Origin of the sequence: Pigmentibacter ruber (assembly GCF_009792895.1) — a bacterium.
In the GTDB taxonomy this organism is placed as follows: Bacteria; Bdellovibrionota_B; Oligoflexia; order Silvanigrellales; family Silvanigrellaceae; genus Silvanigrella; species Silvanigrella rubra.
In genome coordinates this window covers 73,385-98,267 of record NZ_WSSC01000005.1, presented here as the reverse complement: position 1 = coordinate 98,267, position 24,883 = coordinate 73,385, and the positions used below count along the sequence as shown (strand labels likewise).

21 protein-coding genes are annotated in these 24,883 nt (G+C 30.9%); 7 read left to right on the top strand and 14 right to left on the bottom strand.

The window, feature by feature from the left end:
* Positions 1-104 precede the first annotated feature (104 nt).
* From GOY08_RS14130 to GOY08_RS14100, 7 genes are all read right to left on the bottom strand, one after another.
* Complete coding sequence (locus GOY08_RS14130) at positions 105-1,214, bottom strand: FUSC family protein (protein ID WP_158999572.1); 1,110 nt, start codon at positions 1,212-1,214, stop codon at positions 105-107.
* A gap of 1 nt (position 1,215) precedes the next feature.
* Positions 1,216-2,310, bottom strand: coding sequence for a hypothetical protein (locus tag GOY08_RS14125; protein WP_158999571.1), 1,095 nt, complete (start codon positions 2,308-2,310; stop codon positions 1,216-1,218).
* Positions 2,303-2,950 (bottom strand): orotate phosphoribosyltransferase, encoded by a 648-nt coding sequence (locus GOY08_RS14120; RefSeq protein WP_158999570.1) that lies wholly within the window; start codon positions 2,948-2,950, stop codon positions 2,303-2,305. Before GOY08_RS14120 ends, GOY08_RS14125 begins: the two co-directional genes overlap by 8 nt.
* Positions 2,947-4,098, bottom strand: coding sequence for a beta/alpha barrel domain-containing protein (locus GOY08_RS14115; RefSeq protein ID WP_158999569.1), 1,152 nt, complete (start codon positions 4,096-4,098; stop codon positions 2,947-2,949). The genes GOY08_RS14120 and GOY08_RS14115 overlap by 4 nt, the downstream gene beginning before the upstream one ends.
* A 2-nt stretch (positions 4,099-4,100) precedes the next feature.
* Positions 4,101-5,081, bottom strand: a complete 981-nt coding sequence (locus GOY08_RS14110; RefSeq protein WP_158999568.1) for an amidohydrolase family protein — start codon at positions 5,079-5,081, stop codon at positions 4,101-4,103.
* 12 nt (positions 5,082-5,093) lie between these two features.
* The gene (locus GOY08_RS14105) at positions 5,094-6,749 is read right to left on the bottom strand and encodes an argininosuccinate synthase (RefSeq protein ID WP_202914072.1); all 1,656 of its coding nucleotides are present in this window, start codon (positions 6,747-6,749) and stop codon (positions 5,094-5,096) included.
* 228 nt (positions 6,750-6,977) lie between these two features.
* On the bottom strand, positions 6,978-8,315 hold the full coding sequence (locus GOY08_RS14100) for a hypothetical protein (protein WP_158999567.1): 1,338 nt from the start codon (positions 8,313-8,315) through the stop codon (positions 6,978-6,980).
* A gap of 177 nt (positions 8,316-8,492) precedes the next feature.
* On the opposite strand from GOY08_RS14100, the gene GOY08_RS14095 reads away from it, so the two are divergent.
* Entirely contained in the window at positions 8,493-9,773 is a 1,281-nt protein-coding gene (locus GOY08_RS14095) for an N-acetylmuramoyl-L-alanine amidase (RefSeq protein ID WP_158999566.1), read from the top strand.
* An 8-nt stretch (positions 9,774-9,781) separates the two neighbouring features.
* Here the strand turns inward: GOY08_RS14095 and GOY08_RS14090 are convergent, their stop codons facing one another.
* From GOY08_RS14090 to GOY08_RS14080, 3 genes are all read right to left on the bottom strand, one after another.
* Positions 9,782-11,980: a glutamine synthetase III family protein gene (locus tag GOY08_RS14090; RefSeq protein ID WP_158999565.1), complete on the bottom strand. Its 2,199-nt coding sequence runs from the start codon at positions 11,978-11,980 to the stop codon at positions 9,782-9,784.
* A gap of 156 nt (positions 11,981-12,136) precedes the next feature.
* On the bottom strand, positions 12,137-12,931 hold the full coding sequence (locus GOY08_RS14085) for an RDD family protein (RefSeq protein WP_158999564.1): 795 nt from the start codon (positions 12,929-12,931) through the stop codon (positions 12,137-12,139).
* On the bottom strand, positions 12,928-14,361 hold the full coding sequence (locus GOY08_RS14080) for a DHH family phosphoesterase (RefSeq protein ID WP_158999563.1): 1,434 nt from the start codon (positions 14,359-14,361) through the stop codon (positions 12,928-12,930). Before GOY08_RS14080 ends, GOY08_RS14085 begins: the two co-directional genes overlap by 4 nt.
* Positions 14,362-14,574: 213 nt before the next feature.
* On the opposite strand from GOY08_RS14080, the gene GOY08_RS14075 reads away from it, so the two are divergent.
* The 5 genes from GOY08_RS14075 (at position 14,575) to GOY08_RS14055 (ending at position 20,354) form a co-directional block, all read left to right on the top strand.
* The gene (locus GOY08_RS14075; protein WP_158999562.1) at positions 14,575-15,348 is read left to right on the top strand and encodes an S-adenosylmethionine decarboxylase; all 774 of its coding nucleotides are present in this window, start codon (positions 14,575-14,577) and stop codon (positions 15,346-15,348) included.
* Positions 15,349-15,523: 175 nt separating this feature from the next.
* Positions 15,524-16,453 (top strand): EamA family transporter RarD, encoded by a 930-nt coding sequence (rarD, locus tag GOY08_RS14070; protein WP_158999561.1) that lies wholly within the window; start codon positions 15,524-15,526, stop codon positions 16,451-16,453.
* A gap of 134 nt (positions 16,454-16,587) precedes the next feature.
* Positions 16,588-18,489: an NAD(P)-binding protein gene (locus GOY08_RS14065; protein WP_158999560.1), complete on the top strand. Its 1,902-nt coding sequence runs from the start codon at positions 16,588-16,590 to the stop codon at positions 18,487-18,489.
* Between the two features lie 114 nt (positions 18,490-18,603).
* Entirely contained in the window at positions 18,604-19,914 is a 1,311-nt protein-coding gene (locus tag GOY08_RS14060) for an ABC1 kinase family protein (RefSeq protein ID WP_158999559.1), read from the top strand.
* Positions 19,915-19,919: 5 nt separating this feature from the next.
* Positions 19,920-20,354 carry a 6-carboxytetrahydropterin synthase gene (locus GOY08_RS14055; protein ID WP_158999558.1) on the top strand — a complete coding sequence of 145 codons (435 nt, stop codon included), beginning with the start codon at positions 19,920-19,922 and terminating at the stop codon, positions 20,352-20,354.
* Here the strand turns inward: GOY08_RS14055 and GOY08_RS14050 are convergent.
* Positions 20,351-20,998, bottom strand: a complete 648-nt coding sequence (locus GOY08_RS14050) for a DedA family protein (RefSeq protein ID WP_158999557.1) — start codon at positions 20,996-20,998, stop codon at positions 20,351-20,353. The genes GOY08_RS14055 and GOY08_RS14050 overlap by 4 nt on opposite strands.
* An 87-nt stretch (positions 20,999-21,085) precedes the next feature.
* The gene (locus GOY08_RS14045; protein WP_158999556.1) at positions 21,086-22,927 is read right to left on the bottom strand and encodes a hypothetical protein; all 1,842 of its coding nucleotides are present in this window, start codon (positions 22,925-22,927) and stop codon (positions 21,086-21,088) included.
* A gap of 251 nt (positions 22,928-23,178) precedes the next feature.
* Here GOY08_RS14045 and GOY08_RS14040 point away from each other — a divergent pair, with 251 nt between their 5' ends.
* On the top strand, positions 23,179-23,712 hold the full coding sequence (locus tag GOY08_RS14040) for a SanA/YdcF family protein (protein ID WP_158999555.1): 534 nt from the start codon (positions 23,179-23,181) through the stop codon (positions 23,710-23,712).
* On the opposite strand, the gene GOY08_RS14035 is transcribed toward GOY08_RS14040, so the two are convergent.
* Positions 23,709-24,161, bottom strand: a complete 453-nt coding sequence (locus tag GOY08_RS14035; RefSeq protein WP_158999554.1) for a hypothetical protein — start codon at positions 24,159-24,161, stop codon at positions 23,709-23,711. The two genes, GOY08_RS14040 and GOY08_RS14035, sit on opposite strands and share 4 nt — an antisense overlap.
* Before the next feature lie 44 nt (positions 24,162-24,205).
* A complete protein-coding gene (locus tag GOY08_RS14030; RefSeq protein ID WP_158999553.1) occupies positions 24,206-24,817 on the bottom strand; it encodes a tetratricopeptide repeat protein in 612 nt (203 codons plus the stop codon).
* Between the last annotated feature and the right edge of the window lie 66 nt (positions 24,818-24,883).

The window sequence follows — 24,883 nt, the reverse complement described above, 5'->3', positions numbered from 1 at the left end:
ACAATAGAGCCTGTAGCTTGCCATACAAAAGCTTAGTTTTTCAACTTTTAAAATGAATAATTGCAAAAAATAATAACAGGCAATAATTATTTAATTTTAATTAGTTAGTGCAGATGATAGTAATCATATATTTTATTGATTTCTTCATTCATAAGCTTTACATCATACAAGAGCTTCTCTAATAAAAGCTTATATTTTCTTTGATCTATAGACTTTTCTTTAGTTCGCAAAAGAGATATTCCTTCTTCCGCCTGCTTCTCAAGCTTCTGCAAAAGTTTTTGATCATTAACTTTTTGAAATGGTTGAATACTTTTTCTTGAAAGAGGTAAGCGTGCTACTGACATACGAAAATAGTCTTGTATTGCTTCTAAATGTATTGCGACGTAGGCAAATGCATTGATTTTTTCTTCATAGGAATTTAACTTTAAAGTATTATATATATTTAAAAGAGAATAATGAATTCTTTCTTGTGATAATATAAACAATTCGTATTCTTTCAAAGGATATTTTTTCGATCCAAGTTCATAATATATCTCAGAAATTTTATTTCTTGCTTCTTGATTGGATGTTGCAGAAATGATCTTTTGGGCGTTTACATTTTCCTCAGAAGCATCTTGGCTAACCCAACTTCTAATTACTATAAAATAGTTTTCAATTTCAGATACAACTTTTAACAAATCATTTTTAAATGTTTTTCTTGCAAAATCAGGCCATAAAACAAGCGAACCCAATGTTCCAACAAGAGCACCAAGAGCCACATCTTCAATTCTTAAAATAGCAAATTCTCTACCATTGTGAAAAATAGTTGAAATAATGGCAATTAATCCTAAAGTAAAAAAGAATACAGTATATGTATAAGAATAAGTATTATATAAAGAATTATATATAGCAAGTAATATAGAAATCAAGAGTATTCCAATTGATAAATAAACATTATCTGGAAATAATATAGTTAAACCTAAAGCCAATGCACAACCTAATACTGTGCCAATAACCCTTTGTTTTACTCTCTTTAGAGTAGCACCAAAGTTACTTTGCAAACAGACTACTGCTGTTACTATAGCCCAAGCTGGAAATTCTCCTTGTAAAAAATGTCTGTTAATGAACAAACAAATAACACATACTATTGAAGTTCTCCATGCTTGTCTAATCTCAAGAATTTTAAAATTTAAAATTAACTTCATTGCACTATTAATAATATTAATTAGAGACATATTATTCTGCTTTGCTTAATATTTTAAATTCTTTATTTATTAAACTTATGTTATCTTTCAATAAAAAAACCAGAAATAATATTTCATTAAATTCTTCATTACCAGAAAAACGTAGCCCAATTTTCTCAAATTTTCTAAACTCTACCAAAATATTTAAATACCATTTTTCAAATATAATACCCAAATCTTTTAAATTAATTAGAGACAAATTTGATAAAAATTTGATTAAATCTTGATTAATTTTATCTATTAAATTTTTAAATTTTAAGAAATAATCTTCTAGTTCTAAGTTTATATTTAAACCTCTAATTTTAATTGATATTCCTAAAATATTTTCAACATATTTTTCAATTAATTTAATAAGAATATAAAAAGGAAATAATTCATTTTTTGTACTTTTTTTTCCTTTTTTAATTATTAAAGTTAATTCATTTAAAAGAATTCGTACATTTTTTAGACGAAAAAATATTTTTTCTCGTTTCATAGTAAGCACTAGTGAATTTTTATCAGATTTGTCGTTCATGTAAATATTTAAACTCTGCAAATAAGAATTTACTTCATGTAACACTGATTTTAATTCATAATAGCACTCTTTTTTTAGCTTCGGTGGAATAATTAAAACTGAAACTAAATAACAAATTGAAAAAGCGACAGTATCCATTAAAAGATATTTTATAAAATCATTGTGCGTTTTTATAGTCATGATACTATTTAATGGAATAAAATATGCCCAAATAGAAAAAAGACTTGTAATTTGATAATATGTACAAACATATAATAAAAAAGTAATTAAAAATAAAAATATATATGTTGTGGATATATAAAAAGAATAAGGGTATGAAATAAAAACCAGCATTATTGAAATAAAAAAAGAAAGTAACATGTTTACTTCAAAACGCCAGTACAAGGTTCGTGCGCTTGATTGACTAAGTCCAAGAGCGCAAATTCCCATAAAAAACAAAGAAATATCTTTAAAATAGGCGTAAATGAAAACTACCACGAGTATAGCAATGGCTGTTCTCAATCCTTGAAGAATGGAGCGGTAATCTCTTTCCCAAAAAAATTTTACAGTTTCTTTAATATTGTATTTAACCATCCAATTGTGTTAGCCACTCCATGATTGTTTTCATTTCTTTTCCAGTAATAAATTCTTTAGCATAAGCAACATCAAATAAATCAGTGGTTCTAAAAAGACTTTTAGCAATGACATGGTTAACTGCAAAAGACTCACTTGCCTTTTTCAATTGATGTGTTGATATACTCGTAACATAGATACTCTTCACAGGTTCCATCTTTACATATTCTACAGCTTGAAGCACGCTTCCACCTGTTGTAATCATGTCGTCTACTACAAAAACAACTGCATTTGTTGGTAAAGAACCTTCAATAACTGATGTCAAACCATGTTGTTTAGGTTTACTCCTGACATAAACAAATCCACAATTAAAAAACTCTGAAAGAGCATAAGCAGGAGCTATCCCTGCAGTGGCAGTTCCTGCGAAAACGATATTACTAGTATTTTCAAAAACTGACGGAAATTCAGATTTCAAAAACTGCCCCCATTTTGTAATTATTTTTTTTCTTAACATGACATGGGAGAAAATTTTGCGATGATCCAAATAGACTGGAGAATCTTTTCCACTCGCAAGTTTAAACATCGGGTTTGTACTAATCTGTAATACTTTTGTTTCTATAAATCCTCTAACAATATCATGAATGTCAGCATCAAGAATCATGATAAATCCTCCCAACTTTTTTCAAACGGAACTTTTAATGCTTCAGCAATTTCTGCTGCTAAATTTAAATTCCACATCATACCAGTTGCTGCATGTACCACGTTGGCACCTGCTGAAAGATATGAATTAAAATGTTCTGCAGACATAACTCCACCAACCCCAATTATTGAAAGTTCTGATGTTTTAAACCCTTGCTTTTCTTTGATCTTTGAAAGTCTAGAAACCATTTGGAGTCCTTGCTGAAAAATCAGAGCACCACATATCCCCCCACTTGGAGATCCACTTCCAAGTGCGATTTCTCCATTTGGCTTTCTGATATCTGCTGAAACTGTATTAATTGCACTAATAGCATCAATTTTACCAGCCGTTTCTCCAATAAATCTGTTTAAGTCTTCTTCAGATAAAACACCAATTTTTGCAATTAAATTAACTTTTTTCTTTTGTTGCGTTAAAATAGAATTAACTAAACAAATTACTTCTACAGAACTTTGGATATCCTTATATAACGGACTTTGCACTTCATTCGGGCAACTTAGATTTATTTCTATAGTACAACTACTTGTCAAATTGACACAATCGAGGACTAATTGAGTTACGTTAGAAATATCATCGAAAAAAGCTTTTTTTGTTTCTTTAGGGCTTGCTTTTTCTACTCTACTTCCTTGAAAACTTAAAACAATTTGTCTACCAGTTGAAGAATATAAATTACAAAGTTGAATAAAATCTTGCTGCCAAATTGCTGGTTTTTGGCTTGGGACACCAAATGAATTTGAAATAGAAAGATTTCTAGATAGGAAATCTTCTGTTCCTAAATTTCGACCAATTACTTTATTATCATTTTCTGCATACAAAGAGTTTTCTTTAGAAGTAATTGTTAATATATTTGGCCAAGCGTTACTTTTCCATTCTAAAGAACGAACTGTTTTATATACAGGCATACAAAAACCCGCATTTAATGCAACTTTTACAAATGCAGCATTTAATAAAGGTCCAGCAGCAACACCAAATGGAATATGCAAGGGTGAACCCAAAAATTCATATTGTGCTTTTTTTGTATATTTAACTATTGGTACCTTACCTCCTTTTACAAAAAGAGGATCAGGGCCTTTCTTATAATTTTCATCGTAAGTAGCTGCAGTATTATACATAATTACGCTAATCCCATAACTTTTAATCCATTTAAAGTAGCAACTTTGACCAATTCATCCATTTCATAAAAGTGTGTTGCTTCTAACAAAACTCTTAATTCAGTTAAAAGATTTCCATCTGCAAAAGGTTTATATATATCACAAATATTATCAGAACCTAACGCAACAGTAAGACCAGCTGGAATCATTTCATCAATTGGGGTGATTGAGTTGTGTGTTGGTGACAGTGTTTCATTACGTCTACTATCTATCCAAGCCGTTGGACAAGCAACAAAACTTAGACCAGCATCATTGCAAAGTTTATATAATTCCATGCGATAATTTTTGGTATGTGCTGCAATTGAAATTCCATGCACTGCAGTAACTTTTCCTTCTAAACCATACTCAATAACTTTCCGTGCCAATAACTCTGTTTCTTTTTCAGTTGCTGAATTTAATTGGTCAACATGAACATGAACCCTTTTATTTGTTTCTTTAGCTGCTTGAAGAAGAATATTCAAATGCTGTTCTTCAGCTCCTGCATCTGCCCCAGGAAGTCCACCAATAATATCTACATGCTCCAAAGATTTTTCAAACCATTTACGTGCTTCTGGGTCAATAACACCTTTTAAGGTTTGGCATGCTATCAAAAATCGCATTTTTAATTCTTTACTTGCATAATCTTTTGCTTTGATTGCTGCTTTTAATGCTCTTTCACCTGCAACAGAATCACAATCAATAAAAGAAAGGCAGTTTCTTATTCCTTGCTCGCTCTGCAATTGCAAGGCCGTAATTATGTGCTGAAAATATATGTCTTCAGTAGCAGTTTTTTTAAATCGATCTACTAACTGCCATTTTTCCTGCAATTGGCTATTGATATTTCCTTGAGTAGAGTTGAAATCATTTAAAGTAACTGAGTAAGCTCGATCAAAATGCGCATGAGCATTGACGAACCCACCTTGACCAGAGATCAACCCTGAAAGTTTTGTAAGTGGATTCCACATATTTCAATATCCTTAAAGCAATGCTGGTTTTTTGGAAGATTCTACTGCTTTAGAAACACCTGATTTTGGAGTTTTAGCCATTTTTTCAACAGTAACTTTAAGCACTTCAAAATCTGTTATAAGTTGAACTCCATTTTTAACACTCCAATTCCTAATATTTTTTCCATCTATTTCTTCATTTGGTAATTTTGATGGATTTGGAACATTAACAACCAAATCAAATCTATTTTGTTTTAATAAATCAATTAAATTAGGTTTATGACTTTCTTCATTAGCTTTATGCACAAGAACGCTTTTAATTCCATGTTTAGCTAAATATGCATGAGTTCCTTTTGTAGCAAAAAGTAAAAAACCTTGTTTATTTAATTCATCAATTAAAGGTGTGAATTTTTGTTTGTTTTCATCTCCCCCAACCGAAACTAAGGCGTATCTTTCTTTTTCCTGTGATAAACGCATTTGCATGGTATAAATTTCAGTAAATCCTGCTGAAGCATTTTGATTAAAAGCATTACTCTTCATAAAAGTTGCTAATTTTTCATCAAAAATACTATTTGGAGTTTCAACAGCAATCACATCCGCTCTACCTTTAAAGAGTTTTACAGTAACCAACCCTGTTACTTTTTCATTTATTTTTTCTATAAATGCGTTTAAATCATCCATTAAGGGTTCATGCCACATAGCTCCATAGCAAAGATAACCCCATTTTTGATCTACTAATGTTTTGAATTCATTTTCTTGGCGAGTACATACAAACTTTTCCAAAGTTTCATGGGCACGTATGATAATGTGTGCAGCTGGAGCTTCATATACCCCTCTTACTTTTAACCCGACAACCCTATCTTCTAAGTGATGAGTCACACCCACCCCATGTAGAGCGCCTAGTTTATTCAAATCATTGATAATAGTTGGAAGATCAAGATCATTTCCATTCATCTGTACAGGAACTCCTCTTAAAAATCCTATTTTCAAAATCTCTGCTTCATTAGGTGTTTTTTCTACAATATTACAAACTTGTAGGATAGCTGGGAGATTAGGAATTAAGGCTGGATTTTCAATTTCCCCACCCTCTGCTGACACGCCCCACATATTGTCATCATAACTGTAAGGAGAATCTTTTGTTTGTTTTACAGGAATATCATGCTTTCTAGCATATTCTAACTCTTCATCTCGTCCCATTCCCCATTCACGTACAGGAGCAATGATTTTCATTTCTGGAGCTAATGTTAAAATTGTTCCTTCAATACGGACTTGATCGTTGCCTTTTCCGGTACATCCGTGTGCAATACAGTCACAATTTTCTTCGCGCGCAATATCAACAGCTATTTTAGCTAGCAATGGACGCCCCAGAGGAGTTGCAAGATGGTAATCTCCTTGGTAACGGGCGTTTGCTTTAATACCTTTTGCTAAATAGTGGTATGCAAACTCTTTTTTTGCATCTATGACGTAAGCTTTTTTAGCTCCTAAACGAAGGGCTTTTTGTTTAATTTCTTCTAAATTATCAGCTTGTTGCCCAATATCTATGGTCAAAGCTATCACTTCTGCTTGATAATATTCCTGAATCCACTTCAACATAACAGATGTGTCTAAGCCACCAGAGTACAATAAAACAACCTTACGAATTTCTCCTTTGCGACCTTCATAAGAGGCTACTTTTACATATTCTGTCATAATGAAATCTCCTAATATAAAAACTTCTAAATTTAGCCAAAAAAAAAGCCCCGCAATGCGGAGCTAAAAATAACTTATAAAATAAAATCACCAAAAAGGTTTTTTTCCCTAGAGCACTTCAAGTTTTGATTGTATTCAGAGAAAACGTTCACGAAAACCTCATCGGTAAGGCAAAAAAACATCCGAAGTTTGATATAGGAAATTTATTAAAGAAGCAAGTAAAAAAGACTAATTTAAGTAACTCTTTGAAACTACAAATAAACTTGAACCAAATTGGTCTCCATCTAGGAGATCCAAACTCTCCGAATCAAGATAGCCATCACTTTTGCCTCCAATAAATTCTACACAATTATTACCATTGAGATCGCATCTAAAAACAGCTCCTGTTCTTTGGTTTTGGGGATTCATTCTACCAGGAACACCAATAAAAATATAATTCTTGAAAACTGCTAAGCTCATTCCTAAATTGTCTCTAGGTCCTAATTTAAGTTTAGAAACACTGTCTTTATTTTCTCCACCAATTATTTCAGTGCAGTTGTTACCATCTAAGTTACATTTAAACACTGCTCCCAGATCATATTGCTGCGGATCAGTGATTGGAACTCCGCTTCTTCCAGTTGCGCCTATATAAATATTATTTTTTGCAGCAACTAGACTAACTCCAAAATTGTTATTAGAAGCAAGGCGCAAATTTTTTAAATTAAAAAAATCACACTTTGTTCCATCAATTGTACATTTCATTACATTTCCACTTCCCGAATTTTTATTCGGAACACCAACATACATAAAATTATTAAATGGTAATAAACTCGTTCCAAATGAATCATCATTAGATAATTGACTTAAAATCCCTTTATTTTTAGCTTTACCACCTAAAAATTCAAAGCAATTTTTCCCGTCTAAGTTACATTGAAAAATTCCTCCAATATCATCTAGGTCATTCCCATCTCTACCTGGCACACCAATAAATAATTTATTTTGAATAACAGCAATGCTTGAAGCAAAATGATCACTCGAAAGTAATTTCACTGGAACTATCGCTTGAGAATTTTCAAATGGCAGATGACCACCTAAAAACTCTCTACATTCATTTCCTTCCAAATCACATTCAAATAATGATCCCACTTCATCTTTATAATTTGCACTAGAAATACTTCCTGTATCATTTGCCTTTTTATTATCTCTTCCAGTTGCTCCAATAAATATTTTTTTATTAAACACATTAATACTTGCACCAAAAACATCACCATTAAAAATAGTCACTGTTTTAAATGATCTATTTTCAGGTGGAGAAAAACGTTTGTTACCTCCTAAAAATTCATAACATTCATATCCGTCTAAAGTGCATTTAAAAACAGCACCTTTTCCAGCTCTGCCTTTTGCGCCGATTAAAATATAACTAGCATCATCTCCTAAATTTTCATTTATTGAACTTCCGCTTTTAATTTTATTTTGATCGGATTTATTTGTTGTTTGACAAGCAATGCATAATTCTAAAACACCAATCAGCATAAAAAATCTACACAAATATCTTATTGTAGTTAAATTGGATAAATTTTGAAGCATAAAACTCCTTCCAAAAAATGAATTCTTGTAAAATTCATTATACCTAAAATAAAATGTCATTTTTTTTACTATAAGTCAGGACACTTTCTTTAAAAGTTTAATTATCTGTTGAAACATTTCGATTATAGGTTGTCTGATGGTTACTTTCAAACTAAGAGGTTAGGTTTTCTACTAAATATGAAAAGAACTCACTTATATAAACTCATCCTGATCTTTATGCTTACTGGCTGTACTTCAAGTAATAAAACCATTGATCGCAACGAAGATGAGTTTTCTGAGCACTACAAAACAAATAAAGAAGTCATTTATGAAAAGCCAAAAGAAACTAAAGATGTGATAAAATATGATATTAATGACGACTACATTACTGACGAACAATACCCAAATAGAATCCAAAATGAAAAAATTTGTACCATGGTATTTCATTACACTGCGCAGCCCTATAAAAAATCCCTCAGAGCTTTAACAACAGGTGGAAATAGTTCCCATTGGCTTGTCCCTGCAAGTGGAAAAACCGTCTACAAAATTGTTAGCGAAGATAGAAGAGCTCAACATGCTGGAACCAGTCTTTGGAAAAATAGAAAAAATGTTAATGTTATTTCTATTGGAATAGAAATTGTAAACTTAGGTTTTAAGTGTAAAAACAATAAAAAATTTTGTGACCAAGATTCTATCGAATGGATAGATTTTCCTGATGAGCAACAAAAACTTATTATTTCTTTAGCTAAAGATATTCAAGATAGATATAATATTGATCCTTTATGTATCGTTGGACACTCTGATATTGCTGTAGATAGAAAACTCGATCCAGGACCTCTTTTTCCTTGGAAAAGGATGGCAGAAAATGGAATAGGTGCATGGGCTAGTGAATCAGAAATTCAAGCTCAGATTGAGAAAATTAAACAAACACTAGGAACTAATATTTCTCCTTTTCTACTCCAAATTAGATTATATGAATTTGGCTATGATATTAGAAATGAAAAATCATCTAATAAAAAAATACAAACAGATCTTTTAAATTTTGAATATAATATTCATAAAACACCTATTGCAGATATTAAAGCCTTAAGTCTTGCAAATGAATTTGGAATAAAAAATATTAAAAATAAAATATTTGATAATAAGAAAACAAATTTTGCTTTACATTCATTTTTAATGCATTATTTGCCAGATGATTATTTAACTCACAAGACTATCGAAGAAGCCCAAGAAGCAAAAAAGCAGGAAAGAGCAAAATTAAGAGAAAAATTGAATGGAAAGAATAAGAAAACTAAAAAAATGCAAGTTAAAGTCAATCGTTCAAAACATGACTCAAAAAAAACACCTGATAAACAAAGTGATTTTGATGGTGATACTATTGAATTAGTTAAAGGATTTGATAATTTAAAAGTACTTGCAACTCTCCAAGCTTTACTTGTTAAGTATCCAAATAAAGTTAGAATAGGTTGCAATTTCTAAGGACTAATTTATTCAATACTAAAAATCATGTCAGAGTATTTAGGATATGGCCAAAGTTCGTGTGGTACCAACCCTTCAATATTATCAACAGCACTGCGCAGATCATCTAATTTAGGGATTAAATTATTTGCTATTTCTTTACTAGTTTCAGTTAAATTTTCATGCTCTAATGCATTTCCGGCTGTTACTTTTTCAAGGTGAATTTTTAAATTTTCAAGCGAACTTGAAACATGTCCTAATGCATCCGAATATTTCTCAACTATTTTTTTCACTGGAGTGGAGATATTTAATTCGTTTGAAAGTTTGACATTTTTTAATAATTTATTGTGATACTCAATACAAGCAGGCAATACCAAAGATTGCGCCATTTCTATAGCACAATTTACTTCAATTAATCTCTGCTTTACATATCTTTCTTGTTGGATTGCCAAACGGCTTAAAATATCTTCAGCATTAAAAACTCCAACTTCCTCAAGAAATTTAGTTTTATTTTTATCTGCTAATACTAATAATGCTTCTGGAGTATTTTTAAAATTGGAAAGTCCGCGTTCAAAAGCATCATCTTGCCATTCTTGCGAATACCCATTACCTTCAAATCTAATTTTTTTAGTAAAGCTAATCACATCTTTTAAAATCTTTAAAAGATCATTATCAGCAACTGTTCCATTGACTGCGACTTTTTCTAACTTTCTATTTAATTTTGCCAGCCCATCACATACTGCTGCATTTAATATTGCTGCAGGATAATTTATGGGAGCACTAGAACCTACAGCACGAAACTCAAATTTATTCCCAGTAAATGCAAATGGCGATGTCCTATTTCTATCAGTATTATCCTTTGCTACATCTTGAAGGTGGGATACACCAAGATCAATCATAACTTTTTCAGCATTTACTTTATCAACTGAACCTACTTCGATAGAATTTAAAATTTTGTCCAAATTGTTTCCTAAAAAAATAGATATTATTGCAGGAGGAGCTTCATTAGCACCTAATCTATGATCATTTCCTGCAGAGGCGATTGACGCTCTTAATACATCTGCATTTTCATAGATTCCTAATAATACTGCACATAAAAATGTTAGAAAAACTAAATTTTCATGTGGTGTAGCACCTGGATCAAGTAAGTTTCTTCCAGTAGAATCCATCATTGACCAGTTTAAATGTTTTCCGCTACCATTAACACCTTCAAATGGTTTTTCATGTAATAAAGCAACAAATCCATGTTTTAATGCAACACTTTTTAAACATTTCATAACCAACTGATTATGATCTGCTGCAATATTTGAACTTTCATATATAGGAGCTACTTCAAACTGACTTGGTGCTACTTCATTATGTCTTGTTTTTACTGGAACACCTAATTTATATAATTCGACTTCTAATTCATTAAAAAAAGATTGAACTCTACTAGGAATATGCGCAAAATAATGATCTTCAAGCTCCTGACCTTTAGGGGCTTTTCTCCCAAAAACAGCTCTTCCTGACAAATGTAAATCTATTCTTTTCATTGCATGTCGTTTATCAATGATAAAAAATTCTTGTTCTGGACCTACAGATGTTGTGACATGTGTTACTTTTTTTTCACCTATTAAATTTAAAGTTTTTGTAGCTTCAACTGAAATAGCTGCATTAGAACGTAACAAAGGAGTTTTAAAATCTAATGCTTCACCATGATAACTGACAAAAACAGATGGAATATATAATGTTTTGCCATTTTCGGTTTCCATAATAAACATAGGACTAGAAGGATCCCACCCTGTATAACCTCTAGCTTCAAAAGTAGAGCGTTTTCCGCCAGAAGGAAAACTGGAAGCATCGGGTTCACTTTGTAGCAATTCGGGTCCTGTAAATCTTTCGATGGGATTTCCCGTTTTATCAAACCAAAGAAAGGCATCATGTTTTTCTGCAGTTGCCCCTGTTTGTGGTTGAAACCAATGACAATAGTGCGTTGCGCCTTTTTCCATTGCCCATTCTCTTGCTGCTGAAGCAACTCTTTCAGCTAAAGCGGAATCTATTTTACCTCCAAGTTTCATAACTTTACTCATAGTTTCTAAATCTTGAGATGATAGACGTTTGACCATTGCTCTGAGATCAAAAACATTTGTTCCAAAATATTCTGCAACTCGTGATTGTTTTCCATCTACATTTAAAGGACGATTCACTTTGCGAATAGGTAGAGGGTAATAAGGTAAAAAATCAGTCATTTGGTGCAACTCCAAAAAAAAACAAAAATGCGATATATAAAAAGAATAAACCTCTAAATAATCAAATTTTATATATAGAATTTTAAATATCAAAAAACTTTAATCGATTCGGTCATTCGTTCTTAGCATAAATAAATTTAAAAAGGAAAGAGATTTTTATTTTTTAGAAGAATAGCGTAACCAAAAGAAAATAGGTACTCTTGAAGGAAAGATAATGATAAATAGGAAAGAAAGAATACCTCCTAATAAAAAAGCTTCAGAAAGAGCTGCACAAATTTTTGATTTTTCACTTACCTTTGAATGGATATTTTTATGATTTTTTATAGCAATACCAAAAATCCAACGTCCTAAGGTTGAGCCTTCAAAACCTAAAATTGAATATTGGAAAATAAATACCAAAAATGCCATAAACAGCCAAACTTGGAGTGAAAACATAAAAGTATATATGATATTCATATCAGAAGTTATAAAGCTTAAAATTTTTGTATTACTTGGTGATATAGCAAAAAAACCCTTTGGTAGAAAAACAAAATTTATACACAACGAAATAATTAAAAAGCAAAAGCCCAACAATGCATCTATAGTCCAAGCTAAAAATGCAAAAAATGGATTTACATAATACTTTTCTAAAGAAATATTTTTGTTATCTAATTTATTTTTTTCTTGCTGCCTTTTAATGCTTTTATTTGCTGCTTTGCTGTCAGATTCACTTAATATATTTTCAGTTAAAGGTATTGCAATTTCTGAAGAATGTTCTTCATTAAAATATTCATTTTTGTTTTCAGTCTTATTTACTAAATTACTATTTTGAAATTTTTCAATATTAGTTTGCTTTATTTCAGGAGTATTTAATTTATTTTGGATCACCTCGGAGAAAAATCCAAATCCTGTATGCAAAGGTCTAATTTCATTTTTCTTTGGTGAGAAGAAGTTTGAGAGTGTAAAACTCATAAAGCTTCCTCAACAAACAAATTTAATAATGATTTTTTCACAATATCTTCTTTTATAGATCCAATTTTTTCTTTCCATTGATTTACAGGAAAAATTGCTTTTGCCATTGTCCGATGTCCCCCACCTGATCCAAATCCAACATTTGCGATAATTTTCCTCACCACATCGCCAGCATTTCTTACATATCCCACATTTCGAATACTCATCACAAGATTATCTTCAAAAACACCTGCACAAACAACCCATTCAATTCCTTCAAACTGGAGCATAAAATCTGCCACTTGAGGAATCAAATCTTCTCTTGTTACATTAGTTAAATAACTTACAAGCAATTTGTCTTGGTATTCCATTTTTAACAATGCATTTGCCAGAAGTGGAGCAAAAGCCATTGGTATTTCAGGTTTTTCCATTCGCCTTAGCAAATTATAATTTATGTCAGGATACAAAGAAACAAAAGCATACAAGTCGGCATCAATAACTTCCCGATTTAAATGTAAAGTATCAGCTTTTATTCCATAAATCAGCGCTGTAGCTAAACGTTGACCAATATTAACAGCAGCTGCTCGTAGATATTCAGTTAAAATTGTAGATGTTGCTCCATATTTTGAACGAATATCACAGTAAGGAATTTGTTGATAATTACCTACCATAGGATGGTGATCTATGATGACATCTACACGTGGTAAAGGGAAGGTAAAATGGGCGGGTTGAGTATCAAGTAAGGCAACTTTATCAAAATTTGACAGATCTTGTGGCTTAATTGTTAATACTTCCAAATCCAGTAACTGCATCATCGCAATGTTTTCAGGACGAGTTACTTTTCCAAAGCTTACTATAGGTGTAGAAAGCTTGTTTCTCCCTAACAGACACCTAAGAGCAAGAGCTGAAGCAAGGCCATCTGGATCTGGATCTGGTTGCAATAAAAGAGCAATTTTATCTCCATTCAACAAGACATCTCGTACTTCTCGCACTCTATGAGTGCTTTCAATATGCCGCAGTTCAGCACTGATAGGCCTGCTTAACAGCTCTGTCCAAGAAAGAACCAGTTCTCTGTCATTATCAACCAACTTTCTAGGAACTTCTTCAGGATGTCCAATTTGAAAAGATAGAATTCTTGATTTAGGTAATTCATCCAGAATATACTCTCGAACTATTGAATATTTATCATGATCTTTTAAGGAAAGAACAACACAAATAGGATTGTAACCGCTCCATTGATGATAAAAGGAAGCCTTTGTAATATCGCCTTTAACTAAAATGTCTTCAATATCTTTTGAATCTTCGCATGCTTCTAAAAGTGAAGTCTGAAGCTGATTTTGTTTATTCGGCAGCCAGACTTTAATATCCATATTCTTCTGTATATGCACCAAAGTTGAAGCCAATTCGGGGTCATCACAAATTACTAAAAAAAGTCCACGCTTTGAATCCATTTATTACACCTTAACATCAAATTCCACTTAGAACAAAAAAGTGGAATCTTTTAAATTATTCTTGCACGATAGCCTGTGCTACAATATTTTACCAAATCGATTAGAAAGTAGAAAATACTGTTGCATTTTCTACTCTACACTATATTGCATTAATTCTGTATGATCAGGTAATTTGCTTAGAACATTTTAAGCTGAACTCTTTGAGGACATAAGATGACAGAAATACTCGGTTTTAATAACCTAACCAAAGCTTTAAGCTTTAATCTTTATGATTTTGCTGTTGCCCTAAATGACGAGGAAAGGGCTTCCTATATCCGTTACATTGACGAAAGGTACTCAGCAAAACAAATTGAGTCTCAATTAATAAGAATAGCTGAAATTATCGATGCAGAAGTGCTGAATGTGAGTTCAAAAGATTTTGACCCCTATGGAGCAAGTGTAGTATTACTAATGAGCGATTTAAAAGGTGATCAAGCTACTAAAGAAGCAAATAAGGCTTCAAATCTAATGGCTCAATCTACTATTTCTATCCATTTAGATAAAAGTCATATCTGCGCACACACATATCCAGATAGCTTAGATCCATCAGGCATTTGTAGTTTTCGAGTAGATATAGATATCGCTACATGTGGAAGTATTTCACCTCTTTATGCGCTTGATTTCATGTTTAAAGCTTTTGAAACAGATGTTGTTTGTGTAGATTATGTCGTGCGTGGCTTTGCGCGAACAAAAAATAACGAAAAGATTTTTATGGATCACGAAATGTCTAGTATTACTAAATATGTTTCACCATTAATTCTCAGAGATTATGATACAATAGATCAAAATTCCCCAGAACACCATACTTTTCAAACTATGTTTTGTCGGAGAGAACTTGATGAGAGTTCTTATTTCAGAAATCCAAGAACGGTTCCACCTGATATCGCTTCTGAAAAAATGGCTTTAATTCGTAAAGAAATGGAATCCATAGCAAAAATAAATAGATAGATTTTTAGATCAAACTAATACCCATTTTTAATCAAGCCTCTTTCAAATAGAGGCTTTGTTTTTATATATTTTCCATTGAATAATTTTAAATAAAATAAATTCGTGTTAGAAAACTTGAAAATAATTTTTGGTTATAACATTAGAATTATTTTTACCTTAATTTAAGGGAAACATCATGAAGAATAAAGTAAGTTCAACTACTTATGGAACAATTTTAGTTCTAATCGCATTTTTTACTTGGGGCCTTTCTCCTTTTTATTTTAAATCTATTAATATGGTGAATCCTTTTGAAATTCTTGCACATAGAATTCTTTGGTCCATCCTGTTTTTGTTTGCTATTATTGCGATGAAAAAACAGATATTTAAAATTATTGAAGTTTTTTATTCTCCAAAAGCAATTTTAACCTTAGCATGTACTGCAATTTTGATTTCCGCTAATTGGTTTACATACATTTGGGCTGTAATAAATAACCATTTAACAGAGTCTAGTTTTGGTTACTTTATATCACCTATTTTTAATATTTTTCTAGGTCTCATTTTTCTAAAAGAAAAATTAAATAAAATAGAGATATTTTCGGTTATTATTACTATTATTGCTATTGCTATTCAGTTTTCTGAAATGACATTTACAGGGTTTGCTCCTTTAGTTCCAATTTTATTGGCTTTAACATTTGGCTTTTATTCTTTGTTGCGAAAGAAAATTAATATTGATTCTATTCATGGTCTTACAATTGAAACTTTATTACTAGCGCCTTTAGCTTTAATATACATTATTAATTTGGGCATACAGCATGAATTATCATTTTTATCAAATGCTAAAATAACAGGATTATTATTACTTGCTGGAGTTATTACATCTATCCCATTAATCACTTTTGTTGCAGGTGCTAAGTTATTGCCGATGACTAAAATTGGTTTTTATCAATATATTAGCCCTACTCTACAATTAATACTTGCAATGTTTGTTTTTCAAGAAAAAATAAGCCAACTTAAGATAATTAGTTTTTGTTTAGTTTGGCTAGCAATTATTATTTATATTTTAAATTCAATAAGAAAATATGGCATCAAAAAAGTAACAAATCATAATATTCTAAACCAAGATTAATTTTTAGCACAAGTGTGATTTAAAAATTTAATTTCATAAAATTATCTAAATATCAATTTTATTTTGCAACTTAAAATAACTTTTTCATCTCTGTTTTTGTTATACTATTTCAAACAAATAAGCAGGGAGGGAAAATGAGTATTAATAGAAGAGACTTTATCAATGGGAGTGCAATAGCTATTTTAGCTGGATTGTCCCCACTAGAAATTCTTGGAAAAGAGTCATGTCAAAGTAACTATCCACCAAAACTTACAGGCTTAAGAGGTAGTCATATTGGTTCTTTTGAAAATGCACATGCTTTAGTTTCGGGAGAAAAATTTGAGATTGATACTTTACAAAGTGAAGAGTATTATGACCTCGTGGTAGTTGGTGCTGGTATAAGTGGTTTAACGGCTGCATACTATTATTTGAAAAAGAATAGCAAAGCAAAAATTTTGATTTTAGATAATCATGATGACTTTGGTGGGCATGCAAAAAGAAATGAATTCAAACAAAATAAAAATTTTATTTTAGGTTATGGCGGAACTGAATCTTTTCAATCTCCAAAACATTACTTTCAAAAAGAACTCAATACTTTTTTACTAGAATTAGGAATAAACATAGATAACCTTGGAAAAAAATTTGATCAAGAATTTTACAAAAATTTGGGATTAGATTTTAGTATTTTTTTTGATAAAGAAACTTTTGGAGAAGATAAATTTGTATTAGGAGATCCATTAGGAAGTGCTGATGTAACTAAAAATAGTGAATCAATAGCAGATATCATTGCAAATTTTCCTTTAAATGAAAAAGAAAAAATTTCACTACTTAATTTGTTAACAATAAAAAAAGATTACTTGCCCGATTTAAAAACTGTTGACGAAAAAGTAGAATATTTAAAAAAAACAAGTTATCGGGATTTCTTATTAAAAAATGTTAAGTTAAGTGAAAAAATAGTTAATATATTTCAACAAAAAAGCCATGATTATTTAGCAATTGGAATAGATGGAATTAACTCTTACTTAGATGCTAGAAGCTTATCCCTTCCTGGTTTAGACGGAATGAATCTTCCGCCCCTTGACCCAGATACACAGGCAGAAGTTGATGAGCCATATATATATCATTTTCCTGATGGTGGTGCCACAATAGCCCGTCTGTTAGTAACAAAATTACTACCAAAAGTATTTTTGCAAAAATCTGATATGAATTCTATTATTCAAACTAAACTAAATTATTCGTATCTTGATTTACCTAATTCACAAGTAAGAATTAGATTAAACAGTACAGTTGTTATAGCAAAAAATGAAAATAACAACACCGTTTCTTTAGGATATTTAGAAAAGCCTATTTTAGATCCACAAGGAAAATTTATTAAACATGGAAAACTTCATAAAATATCAGCAAAACATTCTATTATGGCTGGATATAACATGATGATACCTTTTATCGTGCCAGAACTCCCAAGTATACAAAAAGAAGTTTTACTTTCTAATGTAAAAGCACCACTCATCTACACAAATGTTTTACTTTCTAATTGGCGTTCATTTCAAAAATTAAAAACGCATTGCATTTACAATCCAGCATTAAACTATGCACTTATTAAGTTAGATTTTCCTGTTAATATTGGACATTATTCACATCCAAAAAATCCAGACAAACCTATTCTTTTGCATATGGTTAGTATTCCAAAAAATAATAAGCTAGGAGCAGATGCTCGAACCCAATTTAAAGCAAGTCGTTTTAAACTTTATTCCACCCCATTTTCAGAATTAGAACACGAAATAAGAACTGAACTCCAAAGAATACTTGGACCAACTGGTGAATTTGAACATGAAAAAGATATACTTGAAATTACTATAAATAGATGGCCACATGGCTACTCATATTCATTTAATCCATTATTTGATGATGAAAGTAAAGTTGAAGAACTCATTTCATTAGCAAAAAAACCATGTAAAAATATTACAATTGCAAATTGTGATTCTGGTTGGAATGCACTCACCCATGTAGCTATAGCTGAGGCGATAAGAGCAGTGAATGAATTAAATTTTTCATAAACAAGGATTTAAAAAATTCGCACAAAAAGAAAAAATTATATATAATTTTTTTTACCGAATTCTTGTTTCGCACTGAAGCAATTTATTTAGACACTATGTTTAAAGGAAACTTTTTTGAAAAAAGATAATGACGCCAAAACAAGAGCTTTATCCTTGATAAAAACAATTAGCAGTACTGCAGTTAAAGCTGGAAATGAGGCTATAAAAAGAAAATTGAATCTTTCTGCGCAAAGCGATACTTTCATGAGTGAAGCTGCTTTACGTTTGGTTAAAGGGCTAGACGAATTAAAAGGTGCCGCTATGAAAGTAGGGCAACTATTAAGCATGGTTGATGATAATATTCTACCTCCTGGTTGGAAAGATGCATTAAGTAAACTACAATCCCAAGCAACAGCAAAAGATTGGGAGTTTATTGAACCCATAATGTTGAAAGAATTCAAAGATTTAAGTTTCATAAAACATATTGATAAAAAAGCTGTACATGCAGCAAGTATAGGACAAGTTCATAAAGCAGAATTGATTGACGGAAGAATTGTAGCTTTTAAAGTTCAATACCCAAATTTGGAAAAAAATGTTCATTCTGATTTGCAAAATATGAAAAAAGTAGTAAAAATTGCCAATCTTATTCCAAATATGTCAAACTATGATAAAGTTTTTGATGCAGTTGAAAAACTTTTTATTCAAGAACTTGATTTTTTTCGAGAACAAAAATTTTATGATATTTATCATGAAAAATTCAAAAATAATCCTAATATTGTAGTCCCCAAGACAATCCCAGAATATTGTCGGAAAAATATTTTAACTACTGAGTGGGTAGATGCCATCTCCCTGCAAGAATGGATGAAACAAAACGAATCACAATTGCATAACTCATCTGAATGTATTTATACTCGAGATAAGTTAGGCAGTGTTCTTCTAGAATTAGTATTTACAGAAGTTTTTCATTTCAAACATATTCAATCAGATCCAAATCCTGGAAATTTTTTAGTAACAACTTCTGGACAGTTAGTTTTACTTGATTTTGGTGCAACTCAAGAACTTAGCGAAGAACTTATTGAAAATTATGCTTCTTTAACTCTTGCAGCTATTCATAAAGATAACCAAGAATTAATAAAAGTGGCAAAAAAAATGGGTTTTTTACATCGACACGATCCTCCTGAAGCAAAAGATAGCTTCATCAAATTAATGGAAATTGCTATAGAACCTTTTCTTGAAGAAACATATTCTTGGATGAATAGCAAACAATTAAAACGAACAAATGCTGAGTCAATTCATTTTATGAAAGCTACTAAATTTCGCGCACCAAACTCAGAAGTGCTCTTTATTAATAGAAGACTTGGTGGTAATTTGCTTATTATGGAAAGTTTGGGACCAACTGTTCAAGCTAAAAATATTTTACTTAATATTTTACAGAAAAAAGAGTAATCAGTATGTTAACCTTAAAAAGAATGTTTTCTTTCTGTGCAAGCCATAGATTATTTAACCCAAATTTTAGCGATGAAAAAAATCATTCTATCTTTGGTAAATGTTCTGGGAAGAATGGTCATGGTCATAATTACAAATTAGAAGTTGTTGTTAGTGGACATATAGATCCTGAGACAGGAATGTTATTTAATCTGCAAACTTTAAAACAATTAGTAAATGATTATATTATTAATGACGTAGATCATAAACATTTAAATCATGATGTATCTTGGTTGCAAGGTAAAATTCCAACAACAGAAGTTTTAGTAGAAAGTATTTGGAATAGATTAGAACTTAAATTGAAAGAAGAAAAAATTACTTTAATTCAATTAGAATCAATTACAGTTTGGGAAACAGAAAATAATATTGTTACTAAAACAAAAAATGAATCCAGATACTAAGCCTGTTTTTTTTCAATTTTTTTTGTCTGTAACCATTTAATTATAATAGGTAGAAAAGAAACAAAAATAATTCCAACTATCAAATAATGAATATAATCATTTATCTTATCACCAAAAGTTTTTCCTAAAAAATAACCAGCAAGAAGCATACTCCAAACCCATAAAAAACCTCCGACGATATTAAAAATAGCAAAACGTAAGTATTGCATTTCAGCAGCACCAGCTACAGTTGGTGCAAATGTTCTTATAATTGGAATAAATCTAGCCAAAATAATCGTTTTACCTCCATGTTTTTCATAAAAATCATGCGCCGCTAAAAGGTGTTTTCTTCGAAAGAAAAAAGAATCTTTTTTCTGATATAACAATGGGCCCAATTTTCTTCCAATATAAAATCCGACAGCATCACCAATAATTCCAGCTATTGTTAAAGTTACTAATAATATAACAATATTCATGTCACCTTTTGCAGCAAATAAACCAGCTGCAATCAGTAAGGAATCACCAGGTAAGAAAAAACCTAATAGTAAACCTGTTTCTGCAAATACGATTGTTATTAGTCCTATATAACCAACTGTTTGAATTAATAAGATAGGATCTTTTAAAAATCCTAATAAATATCCCACAAAAGAAATTAAAGAATCCATCAAAATATATCTCCTAATAAAAAACAAAAAAATTCTATCTTTTTAACTGTTGAATAGCAAACTAAAAAAATTAGAAGAAATATTAAATTATAAAATGGTTCGTATGTAATTATATTCAGGTATGAAATCCCAAGAAATACCGACACTAAATTCCATCCAACCGCTATAAAAACGTTTAATTCCAACATCAAATACCAATTCTTTTGGTAGTTGATTATAAGGTCTTATGTTTGCTTTTATAGACCAAACTGAAGACTGTTGAACAAAATCAATTACTGATAAACCAACTAAAAGATTATAGTTGCCAAAAGTAGCAACATTATCTTCCCACATCACGTTTGCCATTAAAGCTGGATGGGAAAGCATATTACTGTCTCTACAACCGCAGTTGTAATCTATTTCTCCTCCTGTGTATTCAGCCGAAGCGCCTATCGACAAATAATCATAGCGATCAACATTAACAATGGTGTCTAAAAATGTTGCTCCTGCATAATATGAACTACCAGATAAACTTGAGTTTTGAAAATATGAATACTGCGCATAAGGTAACAATTTTAACTGTATCTCAGAATCTAAATTAATGTATGATGCAGCAGATAATTTGTTTAAAACAGTTTTAGGAAAATCAGATATGTTTCCATTACTTGAGCCTATTACTATCCCTGTACCAAGCAAAGCTGTATAGGGAAACCAAGTTGCGGGTTTATTAATCACAGCTCTTTTAAATTTATTTTTATTTATTTCACTATTTGGAATTGGTAAATTTTCTTCTTTTCCTGCCATTTTATAAGGTAAACCTTGTTTTTCTGTACTATTTTTATTATTTTTTCTTTGAAAATCTTCTTTTGCTGAAGGAGTAGTTTCTTTTTCAAATACGACAGGCGGAATTACAGATTTTAAACTCTCTGGAGGTTCTTTTTCAATAACTGGATTTCCAAATCCAGACTCCACAGCCCCTAAAATAGGTGCTGTGTCTGGATTATACGGTTCCCTCCAACCTTCTTTGTAGCCAGATTGATTTTTTTTCCAAACAAGCATTGTGACATCACTTGTTCCTAAGTTCTTTAGTGCTTGTTCAAAAGCCAATCTATCCGATGCTATAATTTGGCATAGAGAACTTCCCTGCCTAGATTCTAGAACTTTAATCTCATGAATTGTTATTCTTTGAGATCTTAAAAATTCTCCACTTTGTGGATGAAAACTAGTAAGCAAAACATATCCCACAGAAAGAGAGTCACCACGTACAACTCCTCTTTCAATTCCAAAATCAATTGTAAGTAAATTTTCTCTTAAATATGTGACTTTTCCATCATGTCCAATTGTATTTATCAAGCGTGCAAGTGCTTGAGAAAAAGCGACTTTAATTTTATCTTGGGAAACTTGTGGCTCCAACATGATGTCTTCTCTTGCCCAAACTGAAGAATGAATGCCTGCTCCTTTCAAAACTAATCGAACTAATGTTTGATCTGGAGCAAAATAAACAGATGGTTTTATCCAAGCTTCTAAGTTATAGTCTAATTCTAAACGTCTTTTTAAATTCTCTATTTTATTACTCAAATTATTTGATGGATTACCTGCTAAAGGTAATAATTTAACAAAATCATTTAGAGATAAATTCCAAAATCTTCCGGTATTTTTTATTTCATCTGCAATGTCTTCAGCAAATATTTTTTGAATATCTTGTTCATTAAAAGGAAAAGCTGGAATACCATATAAATGCCTATCTTGCTTGCGCATGTATACTCTAAATTTATCTAAATTTGTTTCAACAATATCAAGACCAATTCTGCGTAATGGAGGTAATAAAAATGTATCTCCTTGTGTGACAGGAGATTGAGCAGCTGGGTTTTCTAGACTAAAACATATCAATGGATAAAATATTAAAATAAATGCTGAAATTAATTTTTTGACTATTTTTAAACTACTCACTTAATGACTCCCTAATTGTTTAAATTGTATGTTAGTTTTATAAAGATTTAGAAGCCTCAACAATTTGACATAGGGCTGCAATTTTTAGACAAAAAGAAAGGTTCATTTCAAATAGTCTTGTTTTAAGAATAGGAGAAAGTTTGATTCCAAAATTGATTTCTTTGCCTTTAAAAATTCTAAAGTATTTCACTATTTCTATTATCTTACTTATTTTAATAATTTGTCTAATTTTTTTAGGAACTAATACAATAATGTATTTTAATTCTCAAAGTCCATTAACACAGACAACTGCTAAAGATTTTGCAATTGTATTAGGTGCCAGCGTACATGGGGATTCTCTTTCAGGGTTATTAAAAGCAAGAATGGAAAAAGCAATTGAATTATATGATAAAAAACTTGTTAAAACGATCTTAATGAGTGGAGATGGAACAGATAGCTATTATAATGAAACAGCTGCAATGAAAAAATTTGCATTAAAACATGGTATTCCTGAAGAAGTTTTAATTACCGATGAAAAAGGATATAATACTTATGCTACTATTTTAAGAGCAAAAGAAGTTTTTAATGCTCAAAGTGCTTATATTATTAGCCAAAATTTTCATTTGGCAAGAGCCGTTTGGCTTGCAAGAGAAATAGGGATTGACGCTCAAGGTGTTAATGCTGGGGAAAGTAAAAATAATTGGTATTATTCTTTTAGAGAGTTTTTAGCCAGAACAAAAGATTATTTTCAAGTGGTTTTTAAAGTAACACCATACGATGAGAAATTTTTTGATTGGATTTATTAAGAAGCTTTAATTTGTTTAAAATTTTCATCATCTTCATCGCATGTAAGTTCACCAAACTTTACAGAACAATTCACACCACATTTTGCATCATCAAAATAACTTTCACATTTAAATTGTTTTTTTGAAGCACAAGCCGCAACGGATTGCTTATCTATACAATTAAAACCACAGACAACTCCTTTGTCATTTGCTAAACAAGTTTCGCTTTTACTTTGTTTGCAATCAGCTCCAGAAGCATTTTTTTTACATTCAATTCCGCAAAATTCTTGCCCTTGATATGTAATGCATTCTTTTTTAGGTTCTATTTTCTTTTTTTGTTCATATTTATCTTTTTCCTGAACAATAACTTCAGTTCCACAAAAAATTCCCTTTTCATTTCGAACACAAACTTCACGGGCAAAAGATGAAAAAGATAACATAACAACCAACAGGGATAAAAATAATTTCATAAGATTCTCCAATAATTCACTCATCAAAAAAAAGATGAGATATGTTATTGCATTATCTTACTTTCAAATTCTTTACCAGAGTTACGACTAGCTAAGTATTGATCTAATGTTTGTTCACATTGATGCTTTAAATTTTGGGCAATAGTACTTTGGGGGTTTAAAATTATTGCTTCATTAATGCTTTGCAAAGCTTCATTAAATTTTTGCAGTTCAATATAAATACGAGTTAATTCTATATAATAATCATGATTTTTAATAAGGTGGATTGCCTTTAAAATTTCTTCTATAGCTTCTTGAAACTTTCCGACTGATTGATAAAACAGACACATATCATAATGTTTTCTGGCAAGAATGACACCCTCTCTCTGACAAGCATCTTGAAAGCGAATCGCTGCTTCATCATAGAATCCTAAATCACTTAATATAATTGTTGCATTAAATTGAGCCTCTATAAAATTAGGATCTGCTTGGATGGCTCTATCAAAAAATCTAAGCGCTTCAGGAAGATCTCCTTTCATTAAAAACAAAATACCTAATTCATTTAACCAATCCGCCTTTTCTCCTAATTGTTGAATTTGATCAAGTCCAATATTTTCAGCCAATTGAAAGTCTGCAGCAAACAAAGCCGAACGAAAATCATTTAAAGAATTTTGCACAAATTCTCTCCTTTATAACAATATACAAATAATACATTAAAATGTTGAAGATTAAAAATGGATGTG

Excerpts from the sequence above, each read along its gene's own strand:
- GOY08_RS14115 (WP_158999569.1), bottom strand. The coding sequence starts at position 4,098 with ATGTATAATACTGCAGCTACTTACGATGAAAATTATAAGAAAGGCCCT.
- GOY08_RS14130 (WP_158999572.1), bottom strand. The coding sequence starts at position 1,214 with ATGTCTCTAATTAATATTATTAATAGTGCAATGAAGTTAATTTTAAAT.
- GOY08_RS14110 (WP_158999568.1), bottom strand. The coding sequence starts at position 5,081 with ATGTGGAATCCACTTACAAAACTTTCAGGGTTGATCTCTGGTCAAGGT.
- rarD (WP_158999561.1), top strand. The coding sequence starts at position 15,524 with ATGAAGAATAAAGTAAGTTCAACTACTTATGGAACAATTTTAGTTCTA.
- GOY08_RS14085 (WP_158999564.1), bottom strand. The coding sequence starts at position 12,931 with ATGAGTTTTACACTCTCAAACTTCTTCTCACCAAAGAAAAATGAAATT.
- GOY08_RS14100 (WP_158999567.1), bottom strand. The coding sequence starts at position 8,315 with ATGCTTCAAAATTTATCCAATTTAACTACAATAAGATATTTGTGTAGA.
- GOY08_RS14105 (WP_202914072.1), bottom strand. The coding sequence starts at position 6,749 with ATGACAGAATATGTAAAAGTAGCCTCTTATGAAGGTCGCAAAGGAGAA.
- GOY08_RS14055 (WP_158999558.1), top strand. The coding sequence starts at position 19,920 with ATGTTAACCTTAAAAAGAATGTTTTCTTTCTGTGCAAGCCATAGATTA.
- GOY08_RS14080 (WP_158999563.1), bottom strand. The coding sequence starts at position 14,361 with ATGGATTCAAAGCGTGGACTTTTTTTAGTAATTTGTGATGACCCCGAA.
- GOY08_RS14090 (WP_158999565.1), bottom strand. The coding sequence starts at position 11,980 with ATGACTGATTTTTTACCTTATTACCCTCTACCTATTCGCAAAGTGAAT.
- GOY08_RS14050 (WP_158999557.1), bottom strand. The coding sequence starts at position 20,998 with ATGGATTCTTTAATTTCTTTTGTGGGATATTTATTAGGATTTTTAAAA.
- GOY08_RS14040 (WP_158999555.1), top strand. The coding sequence starts at position 23,179 with ATGTATTTTAATTCTCAAAGTCCATTAACACAGACAACTGCTAAAGAT.
- GOY08_RS14125 (WP_158999571.1), bottom strand. The coding sequence starts at position 2,310 with ATGGTTAAATACAATATTAAAGAAACTGTAAAATTTTTTTGGGAAAGA.
- GOY08_RS14075 (WP_158999562.1), top strand. The coding sequence starts at position 14,575 with ATGACAGAAATACTCGGTTTTAATAACCTAACCAAAGCTTTAAGCTTT.
- GOY08_RS14095 (WP_158999566.1), top strand. The coding sequence starts at position 8,493 with ATGAAAAGAACTCACTTATATAAACTCATCCTGATCTTTATGCTTACT.
- GOY08_RS14120 (WP_158999570.1), bottom strand. The coding sequence starts at position 2,950 with ATGATTCTTGATGCTGACATTCATGATATTGTTAGAGGATTTATAGAA.
- GOY08_RS14065 (WP_158999560.1), top strand. The coding sequence starts at position 16,588 with ATGAGTATTAATAGAAGAGACTTTATCAATGGGAGTGCAATAGCTATT.
- GOY08_RS14035 (WP_158999554.1), bottom strand. The coding sequence starts at position 24,161 with ATGAAATTATTTTTATCCCTGTTGGTTGTTATGTTATCTTTTTCATCT.